Below are 13,132 nucleotides of genomic sequence, written 5' to 3' on the forward strand. Positions count from 1 at the left end.
TGTTGCTCAAATCTGTACGCTAAGGCGCGTCAGCCAGACCTCCGGCTCCTGGCCAAACCCTGCGGGCGTGTTGAGGTTGCGCTGGTAATCGAGGTCCAGTTGCACGTTTTTCCAGCTGAGGTTGAGCCCGGCACTGGCACCGCTCAGGCGCTGGCTTTGAGCGCCGTGTTCGCGCTTGATCCAGCCGTTGTCCAGGCCCAGGCGCGGGGTGATTTTTACCGGCAGGTCGCTGGTGAGCGGCAGGCGCAAGGTGTTGCGCCATACCGCGCCGATGGCCCCGGACGTGATGTTTTCGCGGTAGCCACGCACCGCCGAATCGTCGGTGCCCAGCAGTTGTTCGATGGCAGGCAACGCATCCGGGCTGTATTGCGCCGACAGCTGGCTCTGCCACTGCCACGGTTGCCCCAGCCATTGGCCGTTGCGCCATTGGGTGAGGTTGGCGCGGTACTTATGGAATTGCGCCTGGGGCAGGTTTTTTTGCGTTTGGTCGGCATCACGGTCGGCGCTGAACCATGTCAGGCCTTGGGCGTAATTGACGTCGAGGTTCCACACTGCGCTGTTGAGCCAGAACAGATTCAGGCCAGCCTCGGCCACTGTCAGCGTCGGGCTCTGGATGCCTAAGCGAACCTTTTGCAGGTAGCTGTCGACGTCCTTGTAGGCCAGTTGCAGGTTGGCGCTGAGTTGATGGCCCTGGTCGCGCCACAGCACGCGGTCGGTGCGCAAACTGACCTGGTCAGTACGGCCGCTGTTGTAAAACGTGGCGCGGCTGAGCTTGAACGGCGAGCGGTATTCGTTGTGGCTGGCGAACAGGCTGTAGGTCCAGTACCCGTAAGGGATGGAATAAAACAGGCTGTTGCTGCGGCTGTAGCGCGGCCCGTGGTTGAGCGTGTCGCTGAAGCTCAGGTTGAGCGAATCGTTGAGCTTCAGCGGGCTGTCCAGGCTCAGGTTGATCGCATTGCGATCACGCCCCGTGCCGGCACTGCCGAGGTTATCCACTCCAAGCCCCAGCCCCCAGCGTGACGCCGTGCTGCGCGAGCGCAGGATGATGCGCGAGGCGCCAGCTTCATTGCCAGGGGCGATGTCGGCGGTGAGGTCCACCGAACGCAGGCGGTTGAGCTGGTCCAGGCCTTGTTCCAAATCGCGCAGGTTCAGCGGCTTGCCGAGCATCCCGGGGAACGCGCCGCCTAACGACACCGGCAGGCTCTGGTCGGCCAGTTCGATGGCTTCGAGGTAGCCCTCTTCGACGTGAATATCCAGCGACTGCCCGGCCGCCGGCGGGCTGATCAGGTACGGGCGGCTGGCGATATAGCCGGCTTGCACATACAGCTGGGTGATCTCGGCCAGCAGGCGGTTGATCTGGGTGACGCCCATGCACGGCGCCACGTAGGGTTCGATGCGTTTGTTCAGCTCAGCCTTGCTGAACAGGGTGATTCCGGCCAGGCGCGTGCCACTTAGCGGCCAGCAGCGGTCATCTTTGGCGATGTCTGTTGGCAAGGCCGGCGTGGCCGCTTGCGTACCGAAACTACCGCGTTGCAGTTGCCGTTGGCGCTGCTCCAGGTGTAATTGCTGCAAGTCGCGCTGCTGTTGCTGCTGCAAGCGCAGCGCTTCCTGGCCCGCTTGCGGCCCATCGGCGGCGGCGGCCGGCAGCGCGCATAGGCAGAGCAGGGCGACGCCCAGGCTCTGGATACAATACTGGCGTTGGGTTGAGGGCTGATTCGGCACTCGACATCCTTAACGTAGAAATACGTACAATCCATACCCATTAGCCAAACGGTGAACTCAGGGAGTTTGCACAGTTGAGCCATCATTAAACTGTTTGTTACATCAGTGGCAGGACTTTTTACGTAAAACGTGGGGAATGCCGCGTTATTCACAAAATAAATGCATAGAGGTGGTGCGGGAGGGCCAGGCGACAACTCGTTTGGGCGTTTCATGAGGCGATTTCTGCCCTCATTCTGCTGACTCACCGATCAACCCTGCCTTTCAGACGTATTTACCCCTTTGCCTTTTACAAAAGCCGCTGGGCCTAGCATCAGGTTGTTCAATACGAACAGCTGAACATCGGCATTCTGTTCTCTACTCTCCTCCAGGCACCGGTAGCGAATCTTGTGCTTGCCCCGTTACTGCACGCGGCCTTCGCCGTGATGCTTGTAACTGGTTGGCCGCGCACCATTTGCCAAGACAACGTCCTGTTCAGCCTGCTCCGCTTGCTTGGCAACATCGAGCGCATATGCCCGATGTAGTGCGCGCGGTTAAGGGTGTCCCCTTTCGACCCATAGCTGCCCTTGATGTATGTGTGTTGTCGCCATATGTTATTGGCATTCATGGAGGATTCTGACTGATGGCACGTGTGGGATTGATACTGACACCCGGTTTTGCGGACTGGGAATACGCTTTCATTGCTGGAACTGCGTCTCCGTTTTACGGGATCGATGTCAGGTTTTTCGCTTCTGCTACGGGGCAGTTTCGCTCGCAGGGTGGATTGGCGGTAACGGTCGAGAGCAGTTTGCAACAATGTCTGGACTGGAAACCGGACGTTGTAGTCGTGATTGGAGGAGTGGTCTGGGAACGTGCAGAAGCACCTGATATTCGGGAGTTTCTTCATGCTAGTCGTGCAAGTGGAGCGACAATTGCCGGTATCTGTGGGGGAACGCTGGCACTTGCCAGGGCCAGCCTTCTCGACACCGTTCCTCATACATCGAACAGCGCTGACTTCCTGCAGCAGAATGCCATGGGTTATGAGGGGGGCACGCTTTATCGAAGCAGCCCAGTAGCTGTGGTTGCAGACCGCATCATAACTGCTCCAGGCCCTGCACCCGTTAGCTTCACCTGCGCAGTGTTCGAAGCTGCCGGGCTATCTTCCGAGACCACTTCTCAATTCAGATCAATGTTGGCAGCGGAACATCGGTGACTGCGTCATCCTACAAAACAGCCGGTTAGGTGATGTGTTCGGATGGCCGCTCATGGGCGATTTCTGCCTGTCATGAGGGGCAGCATTCGGCCCGAAGCGGACTTAGGCTTGGTCCGCCTCGAGGCCATGACTCAGAACGCCAGAGCTTTTCGCGCCCCTAAAGTTGCATTACTGCGAGCGCCCTGCGCAGGGGCTCGTCGGATATCTGGATAGGACCATGAAATGGCACGTCCATGTCCAAAACAAGGTAAACGGAAGCCGCAATGAGCAATGACGAGATAATGAACATTCCTATCACCATCGAATTACGGGGAGCGCGGTATCCAAAGCTGGCGAAAATGAGTGTCAACCAGGCAACAAGCATCCCAATCAGCGGGCCAGGAATCGCTCCCTCTGACTGCTCTACGATCCTCCAGCGTTGCTCGATGAGCGAATGATATTGCTGACGAATATCCTGAAGCATCGTTTCATGGTAGCGGTCCGGGGGCATTATAAGAGCCAAAGACTTGCCGATATCATCCAGGTATTTAGCCGCCTCGCTGTTACGATGCTGCAGCGCCTCGTCTCCCCGATACGGGGTCTCGATAGCACGCTCAAGATAGAGGATCAGACGGTTTCGCGTGTCTTGTGCCGCATCGCCATAGCCCCGCAGTGTCCGATCAAAAATGATCATGCTGGTTGCATATCCATGGAAGTTTGCATCAATGGACTCGAAAGTGTTTTTGGCAGAATTGATCATCAAACCAAAGACCAGCGATGTCATAACCACAAAAATGTTGGCTACTAGACGAATTACGGAGTTAGTGTCGTCATCCCTGTGGCGGGATGCCAACTTTGGGTACCAGTGCATCATGAGAAGCGAGGCAGCAACGAGGCACCCAAAAATGGCCAGTGCTATCCAGAGAGAGTTCATTTATCAGCGCCCTGATCAATTGGAGTCAAGTCTTGAAGGATAGACCGTTGGGGTTCTCTCCGAATTCTGCTCGGCAGATACCGCGTTTGCACTCCGGGAATGCCCCCCATATTGGTATGAACGCCAGCGCTGATCATCGGTAGATATTGGTCGAGCTCTGCCAATCGTTAGAGGCAACAGATCAGGACCGTCTGCTTATGGCCGAGAAAAGCCATTCATGAACAGCGACTCCAGGCCTCGGCTGATCTAGCAATGAAAGAGCTTTTCAACCAAGCTCGCCTCCAGCGGTGAGAGCTCCAGCGATTCAGACGCTTGAACCAATAGCTACGCAGCTCCCGCCAGAGTCGGGGTCAGCGCCGCAGGCGTATTCCAGGGGACATCGGCCCACGCTCCGCTGCCGGGCGTCAGCAACTGGCGCAGATGCTGCTCATGGAATGCTTCGCCCAGCGAGTCGACGCGAAACGCCGCCACCCACTGCTCGCGCCCTAGCTGATAGGCCTTGCCGAATTCTTCCCAACTGTCGAAACAGTCCTGCGCCCGCTGTGCATTGAGCAGCAGCACACGCCAGGCGAGGTCGGGCTCGAGCCAACGCATCAGCAGCGCACAACGGACCAGAAACGCCACTCGAACGCAGGCAAAGGCCATGGCCGCACGCGGCTCATCACCGGTCATCAGCGCCTGCAGGTCGAGGTTGTACCACTGCTGTTCGAGGGTCGCACTGAAGTGCGACCGCACGGCTTCGTCATTGCAATTGCTGCGTATCCCGGCCTGGTGTAACAACGCTGCCCGTACAATCGTCTGTGCTTGCTCGGTGAAGTGATCGCACGCCGACGAGTAGAAACCCTCGACTTCCATCGCATCAGCCATGGGCCTGGCCAGCAGCAGCGACCAGTGCCTGCGTTGGCTGAACAACTGGGCGCCACGCGGTCTGAATGCTCGCCACAACATCCAGGCTGAAACAACAACTGCGATAAGCAAAAACATCCCGCTCTCCTTACCTTGCCCGGGCCTGCCAGGCCAGGATTTCCTCGGCCATTGGCGAGGTCATTTCAGGCCACGGCACACCTTCGGTGAGGTACAACGGGTCTTTGGGCTGACGCTCAATGTATTTGCTGAAAATGTGCCGGATGGCGTACTTGACCGACACCGCCTTCGGGGCAGCCTGCAGGAATTGCTGCGGCTGACGCCCGGCGACCAGCCATTCGACCATGGCGGATGGCGCATCGAGGCGCTCATAAAGTTGCGGATATCGGGCTACCAGGCGAGTCTGGGCGGTCGGGTCGTTGACCTCCTCGATACGCAGCCAGCCGGCTTCGGTACGCACGATGCCGATGGCGATACAGTCGGCGGGTGTCTGCTGGTCGGTGTCCAGAGCATTCAGGCACTGCAGCAGGTCCTGGTAATAGCGCTCCACCGGAGGCCGGTTTTGCTTACCCTTTACCTGCTCGACCGTCAAGGTGCCGTCGGCCTGGACGATCAGGCTGATGGTGATGTGTGGCTGGCCCTGACTGTCGCGCAAACTGAACACACGCATGCGCTGCTGTTCGACGGCTTCGGCATAGCGCTCGCCGTAGCCGCCAGTCAAGGCGCGGCGATCGGCGAACTGGCCCAGACAGTGGCGCATCACGTAGCTTTCAAAGGCCATTTCCGCGCGCAGCAAGGAGCTTTCGGGACGCAGTTCCTGCAATACGTGCTCAGCGGTGTTCACCCGCGCAAGCAAGGCCTCGGGCTGGCTCTGGCGCCAGCCTTGTTCGACACGCGCCGCCATCTGCGCGTGTTCCTTTTGCCACAGCATCAACGCCTGGGGGCAGTTGATGCGTTCGAGCTTGCCCGCCAGTGCTGTGCCCTGACGCGAGGTCAGGAACTCCACCAGCAAGGCTTCCAGCGCCAGCAATGGCGCCTGCTGCGGATCGACCCAGACCAGCGGTGCAAGTGAATCTTTTTTTGCATCGCTCAAATGCCCAACCACCCAGGACGGCGGCTCGGCTCCCAATGCCTCGATAGCCTGCCCCATGCTCAGGATTCGCCGCGCAGGCTCGAAATTGCCGACCAGATGACGGTAAAAATGGTTGAGCAACCATTTGCCCACCTCTGGCGCATCACCTCGGGCCTTGCTGCGCTCGGCAATGCCACGCTTGAGTTGATCGGCATTGAGTGCGTTGCGCGGGGCATAACCGGACGTTCGCAGCTCCGGTGTCACTTCCATATCTGCCACCAGGCTTTGCCGGCCGGTTTTGCCGGCGCCTGCAGTTCGGCGATGCACTGGCGGATCATTTCATTGTTTCCCCGATCAACTTCGTTGTTCGGATCACTGCGCAGAATGGAGCGCTGATAATAGGCCACGGCCTCTGCCTTGCGCTCGAGCCCCTTGAGCACATCGCCGGCACAAGCCAGCAGAGAGGATTCAGAGAGTTCATCGATGACCGGCGCGTAACGTAACCACAGGTTAGTGGCCGCCTCCGGCAGGCTGTATGACAGGTACATGGCAATTTTCATCCGTGCGAACAGCGGCGAGTACTCCAGGTCCTTGTCGCTGATTTCGCGCTCTTCCTGCCATTTGAGAATGCGCTCCAGCCAGATCAGAATCTCGCGCTCGCGGTCCAGTCGAAACAGGGCGCGGGTGACGTCCTGTATGTAATCTTCCGGGTTGTGGCGGCCGTAGCCATAGTCGGCTGCGTAGTGCCATAGCTGCTCGGCGGCTTCGGCGATGCCTGGGTTATCGTTCAGCAGAATACGATTTTCGAGGATGCCCTGATAATGTTCGGCGAACGGGCTGGCGGCGATGCCACGGGTATGCAACTCAAGTGCTTGACCCATGAGTTTGTCGTTGTAGCAGCGGTAATTGATCGCCAGGTTGTTGCACAGCATTGAGTACAGGTGTGCGCAGGCATCGTAGCGGTGTCCGCGGCCGCTGGCGAAGCACTGCTCCATACGGGCCTGGCCATGTTCGTAGGCAACCTTTTGCACTTCCCGCAGCCGCCACCAGACCGAATCTGCCTCCTCGCTGGAAAGCTTCTCGACATGCGTTTCGACCAAGCTTTCAAGGGAAGTCGCAAAATTGTAGTAGTACATGCCGCTGGCCAATAGCGGCAAGGGTTGGCGCAAGGCATCGAATATGCCGAATGCACTGGCGTGGGCGCTGAACAGACTGTAGACGCTGCGGTGGTCCTGCAGATCGCCGGCCGAAACCGCCTCGCGTAGCATCGTCAGTTCGGTGTTGGCGTCGATGCGCCCGGCCTGACGTTCACGTACCGCCACCAGACGAGTGATCCACGGGTGATTCGGCGCGCGTCGCCGGGCTTCTGCAAGGGCCAGGGTGAAGACGTTGTCAATTTGCTCAAGGTCATCGCGCGCGTCATGCAGTGCATCGAGCAGCGGGCCCATGGACGGGGTCGACTCGTCCCGCCATGGCAGGCCGGAAGTGAAGCGCTCCAGCACCCTCTGATCATCACAGGCACGTATCACGCACAACGGCCACCACGCTGACTGGTCCTCGGCATCGAGCAGGCGATCGTGGACCCAGTAGGCCGTGCCCGGCCACATTTCGCCGCGCATTTCATAGATTTCCATGAATGCACGTTGCCCGGCGTCGTCGATTTGGCCGTTTTCAAGCAGCCAGGGCAAATGGAAATCAACGAAGTTGTCACCGCCGCCGGACTCCAGACTCAGGGTCGCCACTTCACAGATTTTCAAAGCACCGGCGAGGTCGCCCTGGGCCTGCAATGAACGGGCGGCCAGACGTGCCAGGCGCACTTCCCATTCTCGACGCTGGGGCAGCGACAATTCGGCGATCAATCGCACAACCGGCTGTTCGAACATCGCCAGGCGCAATGGAACGATTTCGATCAGCGCATCGCCCAGCCACAGCCAGTCGTTACCGTCGACATCCTGATCTTCGCCAGCGGTGCGTAACGCGGCAATTGCCGCCAGCGCGGCTTCACGAGCCTCTTCGTCGCGTTCATGGGCGGCCAGCGCCTGGGCCCGTCGCTGGTGTTGATCGGCATCGTCCCAGGCTCGCAGTGCATGACGGTCGGGGTTGATCAGGGCAAGGGTGTGACGCACTTCGATGGTCTTCAGGGAGACGTCGAGGGTGGCGTGTTGGAGATCTTCGAAAATGCGGTAGCGCCGGTACTGCTCGATGTCGAACGGCAGCGGCTCGTTGGTCAATTGCTGAAGGTTGTCGAGCGCCTGAAGCAGGCCCTGCTCGTCTTTGAAGTAGTTGCCCAGACGCAGTTGGTAGATCAGCAGGTTGACCTTGAGTTCGTTGCGCTCATCATCAGGCGTAGCCTCGATCAGTGCCTGGCCGTCGTCAGCCAGTACCGCCCTGGCCGCGTCTGCATCACCCGCGTTGACCCACAGCACGTGCAGCCGTCCGATCGACTCCAGCGAGGTTGCCTTGAGCGGTTGGCCGCGCAGCTGGCCCAACAGGTAGTCGACACCATGTTCCTGATGCTCGACCTCAAGACGGTCCATGAATTGATCCAGCTGGATGCCCGACAGCACGGTGCTGTTTTGCGTCATTGTGAACTCCATTTGCGAATGACTGTGCATCGCCCGATGCGTCCTGCGTCAGTGCCCTCGAGTGGGGCAACGGTTCTCGTGCAGGTCACGAATGACGAAAGGGATCGGGCAATACAGCGAGGTGCCGAACGCTACCAGTTGGCGTTTAAAAAACCAAGAGTGCGCGGGGGGGCAAAGTCAGTGATTAACGTGCATGCAGCGGGTCGAGACTGTAAATCGCCCGCAGATTGGTCGGCACTTCAGAAGGCTGATTCTGGCCAATTGCTGCCGTTCGCGACCGTCGGCTTTGGGCCAATAGCAGCCATAAATATGGCTACGAATCTAGGGCGGCTCAATGAATAGGTGCTCCTGAACGACTCTGCTCAAGAGCTGGCTTTGCCCCATAAAACGGGGCAAAGCCACATCAATAATTTAGTTGCCGCGGTAAGTCGAGAACCCATAGGGGCTGAGCAGCAGCGGAATATGGTAGTGAGGCACACTACCGTCTGCTTCGAAAATCACAGGTACTTCCGGGAAGAATGTTGCCGACTGATGCTCTTTGAACCAGTCACCCGTTTTGAACGTTACGCGATAGGTCCCTTTCTCGAGCACCTTGTTTTCCGGATAAAGCGCAGTAATACGGCCCTGTTCATTGGTGATGCCGGTGTTCAGTTTGCTCCAGTCTTGGCCGTTCTGTTTTTCAAGTGTCACATTCACGCCAGGTGATGGCAGGCCGTCTTGTAGGTTCAGCACATGGACGCTCAGAGGGTTACCAGCCGCAAAAACAGCGGAGGAAAGTGCGCTCAACACGGCACCGGCCAAAAGGGTTTTCAATGTATTCATGATGAGTCTCCTATTTATGGGTGGGTAAAACTTGTGCGATAGCTTTGAGGGCACAACCTTCATCGATCTGCGCACCGCCGGCCCCGGCAACGCCGATGGCACCGATGACTTGATCGCCCACCTTCAGCGGTACTCCACCGCCTAACAGCAACAACTCACCGAGTGTGTTTAGGTTTTCAGCTTCGGGGTTACTGCGTGCACGCTCTGATAACAGGCCTGTAGCGGTCTTTGTTGATAGGGCGGTAAAGGCCTTGCGCTGCGCTGCCAGTGTGTTGTGTGGCCCGACATTGTCATCGCGCTGCACGGCTACCAGATTGCCTCCGCGGTCTACGACTGCTGCTACCCCGGTACGGCCGTCTGCATGGCAGGCTGCCAATGTGGCGTCTAGCAATTGGTTGGCCACGGCAAGGGTGACATCCGCACGCTGGGCAACCGGTGAGGTATCTGCCCATGCGGCACTTGAACCTATCGCCAGGGATAGGAGTGAGGTGGTGCAGCTTCTTGCGATTTGCATAAATCCTCCCGTTCAAAGCTCGGTTGAGCCATTGGCGGCCATCATGCATAAGCGTTGCGCTCAGACTGATTGCGTGAGGATTACCAATTTGTAATGGGACGAAGCTGTTTATTGGCCTAGGCTATGCGCCTGCGCTGGAGGACTAGATGCGTATCCTGGTTGTTGAAGATGAAGCGAAGACAGCTGACTACCTGCACAAGGGGCTGAGTGAGTCCGGCTATCTTGTGGAAGTCGCCCTGAATGGATTAGACGGTCAGCACTTGGTGCAGGAGTGCGAGTTTGATCTGATCATCCTCGATGTCATGTTGCCGGGCTTGGACGGCTGGCAATTGCTGCAGATCATCCGACGAAAGTGGCAGACGCCTGTGCTATTTCTGACGGCGCGCGATGCTATCGAAGATCGGGTCAAAGGGCTTGAGCTGGGGGCGGATGACTACCTAGTGAAGCCTTTCTCTTACGCGGAACTGCTGGCTCGTGTACGTACGCTGCTTCGCCGCGGTCCGGCGAGAGAAGTAGAGCAGTTTCAGATTGCCGACCTGCATGTCGATTTGCTCAAGCGCAAGGTCACTCGCGGTGGCGAGCGTTTGCCCCTTACCAACAAAGAGTTCGCGTTGCTGCATTTGTTGCTCAGCCGCGAAGGTGAGGTTCTGTCACGTACGCTGATTGCTTCGCATGTCTGGCAGATGAATTTCGATAGCGATACCAACGTCGTAGACGTCGCTATTCGACGTTTGCGTGCGAAGGTTGATGATCCTTATCCGATCAAGCTGATTCACACCGTACGCGGAATGGGCTACATGATGGATGCTCAACCATGAGCCTATGGCCACGTAAACTCAGCCTTCGCCTGGCCTTGATGTTTGCCTTGATCAGCGTGGTGCTCTTAGGTGCTGTAGGGTTCTATCTGTATCACTCTCTGCAACGTGAAATAGCCTGGCGTGACGATCAGGCCCTGCTCGGTCGGCTGCAGCATATGCAGGCACTGATCGGCGACAGTAAGAGTGTAGATTCGCTGCGCACGCGCCCGCAGCTGTACGAAAACATGCTGGGCAACCGCGACAACATGCTTTGGATTGTCGACAGCAATGGGCAGTTGCTAATCGAAATCAACCCGCTCGCTGTGCCATTGCCGAGTCTGCCGAAATCGTCCGCGCCAAGGCTTGCCGATAGTCCTGATGATCCAGCTTTGCGTTTTGCCTGGGTCGATATCTCGAGTCCAGAGCGTCGCCTTACCCTAATTGCGGGTAAGTACCTCGGTGAGCGTGAGCAGATGCTCAGTGCCTATCGTTGGGAAGTGCTGACAGCAGTGACGGTTGGTGCGTTGCTGGCGTTTCTGCTCGGCTGGCTGGTCAGTCAGCGCGGCCTCAAGCCGGTACGTCAACTGGCGACACGCGCAGCGACCATCGATGTGCAGCACCTGCATGTGCGCTTGGAAGCGTTCAATGATCTCAGCGAGCTAAGTGCCCTGAGCCATGCGCTCAATCAGATGCTTAGCCGCCTGGAGCAAGGCTTCGCTCAGCTGTCACGCTTCTCCGAAGACCTTGCCCACGAGATGCGTACGCCATTGAGCAACCTGATGGGGCAGACCCAGCAGACGCTTGGTCGTACTCGCTCGATTGAGGAATACCAGAATCTGTTGGTGTCCAATCAAGAAGAATACGAGCGCCTGGCGCGGATGATTGACAGCATGCTTTTCCTCGCGCGTACCGAGCAGCCAAAGTCGTCCATCAGCCGCGAACGCATCGACCTGCAGGAGCTTGCCGGACAGCTCTGCGAATATTTCGAAGGGATGGGGGAAGAGCGCGGTATTGAGCTGATAAATCAGGCCAGTGGCACGTTGTACGCTGACGCGCAGTTGCTACGCAGGGCACTGGCCAATTTGATTGCAAACGCACTGCGTTATGCCGCTCCTGGTACGCCGGTGACTATCAGCACCATGAGCGCTGGGAATGGGCTCGAAATCAGCGTACACAACCAAGGTGATGCGATTGCTGGCGAACACCTACCGCATTTATTCGAGCGGTTTTACCGGTGTGATCCTTCTCGCAATCAGCCCGATGATTCGGGCGGGCTTGGATTGGCCATCGTTCGATCGATCATGCAGGCCCACAGTGGAAAAGTGGGTGTAACCAGCAGCAATTTAGGCACGGCGTTTTTGCTCACTTTTCCGAACGAAACGTCTCTACTTTGAGCGAAGCTATTAGTGTGGTTGTGGTCAGTTGTTGTTGATCAGCGCTATGTGAGTCGCCGCGAGATTGTGTAGGTCCTAGATGACCGCTTCTGGCCAACTTCTGCCTGTCGTAGCGGGCAGCAATCGGCCAGAAGCTTCCTGTCACGAAGGACCTATCCAAAGCGTAAGCGGCTAGCTATCCCACCTTGCGCAATCACACGATGTAATCGCCCGCAGTCCGCTCGGTATGTCGAAGGGCGTAGCATATGTTCTTGATTGGATCGTATGGTCAATGAGTGGTTTAGGAGTTGTTCCCTTTGAAGTTCGATTTAACTGAACAAGGCACAAAATATGCGGGCGCGGCAGACCCTGGCCGCGGCTATATTCCAAACGATCTGATAGCGGCTATCCAGGATGTGTACACGCCGGCGGGAATGCAATTGACGGATTTGGCTATGCGCGAGGCTGAGAGTGCCGAGTATGGTGCCTCCCGCTTTGGCCTCGACGGACACACCATTGTCTTCCGTGTGGCTAAAACAACGCCGACGAAGATTGGACAGTTCGTCACAATATGGAAGCGCCCGACGTCAGGCAGCATCATTGCACCTCTCGATATCGATGATGGCGTAGCCTTTGTTGTGGTAAGTGTGTTCGATGCAACGCATCGCGGACAGTTTGTTTTCGACCAGAAAATACTGGCATCAAAGGGCATCATGGTGATTAACGGTAAAGGTGGTAAGCGCGCTATCCGCGTTTATCCACCTTGGGTCAAACCAGTCGCCAAACAGGCCGTTAGGACACAGCAATGGCAACTGCGTTACTTTCTTCCTCTTGAACAAAGCGGAAACGCCGATTCCGTGCGGGTGCGTCGGCTCTTTGAAGTTTAAGATCCTTATCCGTCATTCTTGAGCGTTCTGGGTAATGGCAGCTAAAGCACTGTGATCGAGCCGCCCGCGCCTACCCGCTGCCAAGGCAAGCCCAGTATCAAGGCCTGAAGTTGCTCGTTGTCGAGTTCGACGTCCGATCCGTGCCGGATACCTGGCCAGTGAAACTTGTCTTGGTTCAATCGTCGCACCGAACACCGCGATAACTCTAGCCAACGCGGTCTCGGTACCGGCACGCATGTCCATCGGCTCGGTGGCGATCCAGATGGAATTGATGCGGATCATTGAGCGAGTTCACGGATGAATCGTGGCGCTGTACTGCCTGTGTTTTGCGGACTACGGGCTTAGATGTTCCAACCCATCACCGATAACGCTGTTGAGTTTACGCCTGACTGGC

12 protein-coding genes are annotated in these 13,132 nt (G+C 57.6%); 4 read left to right on the plus strand and 8 right to left on the minus strand.

Annotation, left to right across the window (positions count from 1 at the left end; translation table 11 throughout):
* Positions 1 to 6: 6 nt before the first annotated feature.
* Positions 7 to 1,722, minus strand: coding sequence for a ShlB/FhaC/HecB family hemolysin secretion/activation protein (locus tag JFT44_RS16930; RefSeq protein WP_198830936.1), 1,716 nt, complete (start codon positions 1,720 to 1,722; stop codon positions 7 to 9).
* Positions 1,723 to 2,341: 619 nt separating this feature from the next.
* Here JFT44_RS16930 and JFT44_RS16935 point away from each other — a divergent pair.
* Positions 2,342 to 2,911, plus strand: coding sequence for a DJ-1/PfpI family protein (locus JFT44_RS16935; protein ID WP_169960199.1), 570 nt, complete (start codon positions 2,342 to 2,344; stop codon positions 2,909 to 2,911).
* A 157-nt stretch (positions 2,912 to 3,068) separates the two neighbouring features.
* On the opposite strand, the gene JFT44_RS16940 is transcribed toward JFT44_RS16935, so the two are convergent.
* The 6 genes from JFT44_RS16940 to JFT44_RS16965 form a co-directional block, all read right to left on the minus strand.
* Positions 3,069 to 3,824, minus strand: coding sequence for a DUF4239 domain-containing protein (locus tag JFT44_RS16940; protein ID WP_057445017.1), 756 nt, complete (start codon positions 3,822 to 3,824; stop codon positions 3,069 to 3,071).
* A 324-nt stretch (positions 3,825 to 4,148) separates the two neighbouring features.
* Entirely contained in the window at positions 4,149 to 4,808 is a 660-nt protein-coding gene (locus JFT44_RS16945) for a DUF1266 domain-containing protein (protein WP_198830937.1), read from the minus strand.
* Between the two features lie 10 nt (positions 4,809 to 4,818).
* Complete coding sequence (locus JFT44_RS16950) at positions 4,819 to 6,030, minus strand: hypothetical protein (RefSeq protein WP_170059741.1); 1,212 nt, start codon at positions 6,028 to 6,030, stop codon at positions 4,819 to 4,821.
* Positions 6,021 to 8,345 (minus strand): hypothetical protein, encoded by a 2,325-nt coding sequence (locus JFT44_RS16955; protein WP_198830938.1) that lies wholly within the window; start codon positions 8,343 to 8,345, stop codon positions 6,021 to 6,023. The genes JFT44_RS16950 and JFT44_RS16955 overlap by 10 nt, the downstream gene beginning before the upstream one ends.
* Before the next feature lie 411 nt (positions 8,346 to 8,756).
* Positions 8,757 to 9,167, minus strand: coding sequence for a hydroxyisourate hydrolase (uraH, locus tag JFT44_RS16960; protein WP_057441708.1), 411 nt, complete (start codon positions 9,165 to 9,167; stop codon positions 8,757 to 8,759).
* Between the two features lie 10 nt (positions 9,168 to 9,177).
* Positions 9,178 to 9,681 (minus strand): heme-binding protein, encoded by a 504-nt coding sequence (locus JFT44_RS16965; RefSeq protein WP_198830939.1) that lies wholly within the window; start codon positions 9,679 to 9,681, stop codon positions 9,178 to 9,180.
* Positions 9,682 to 9,827: 146 nt separating this feature from the next.
* Here JFT44_RS16965 and JFT44_RS16970 point away from each other — a divergent pair, with 146 nt between their 5' ends.
* From JFT44_RS16970 to JFT44_RS16980, 3 genes are all read left to right on the plus strand, one after another.
* Entirely contained in the window at positions 9,828 to 10,499 is a 672-nt protein-coding gene (locus JFT44_RS16970; RefSeq protein WP_120733596.1) for a heavy metal response regulator transcription factor, read from the plus strand.
* Positions 10,496 to 11,872 carry a heavy metal sensor histidine kinase gene (locus tag JFT44_RS16975; RefSeq protein ID WP_057441703.1) on the plus strand — a complete coding sequence of 459 codons (1,377 nt, stop codon included), beginning with the start codon at positions 10,496 to 10,498 and terminating at the stop codon, positions 11,870 to 11,872. Before JFT44_RS16970 ends, JFT44_RS16975 begins: the two co-directional genes overlap by 4 nt.
* 296 nt (positions 11,873 to 12,168) lie before the next feature.
* Positions 12,169 to 12,738: a MepB family protein gene (locus JFT44_RS16980; protein WP_198830940.1), complete on the plus strand. Its 570-nt coding sequence runs from the start codon at positions 12,169 to 12,171 to the stop codon at positions 12,736 to 12,738.
* A 41-nt stretch (positions 12,739 to 12,779) separates the two neighbouring features.
* Here the strand turns inward: JFT44_RS16980 and tnpB are convergent, their stop codons facing one another.
* Entirely contained in the window at positions 12,780 to 12,971 is a 192-nt protein-coding gene (gene tnpB / locus JFT44_RS28730; RefSeq protein WP_374068245.1) for an IS66 family insertion sequence element accessory protein TnpB, read from the minus strand.
* Between the last annotated feature and the right edge of the window lie 161 nt (positions 12,972 to 13,132).

This window comes from Pseudomonas sp. MF5691, from assembly GCF_016405645.1.
GTDB lineage: Bacteria > Pseudomonadota > Gammaproteobacteria > Pseudomonadales > Pseudomonadaceae > Aquipseudomonas > Aquipseudomonas shahriarae.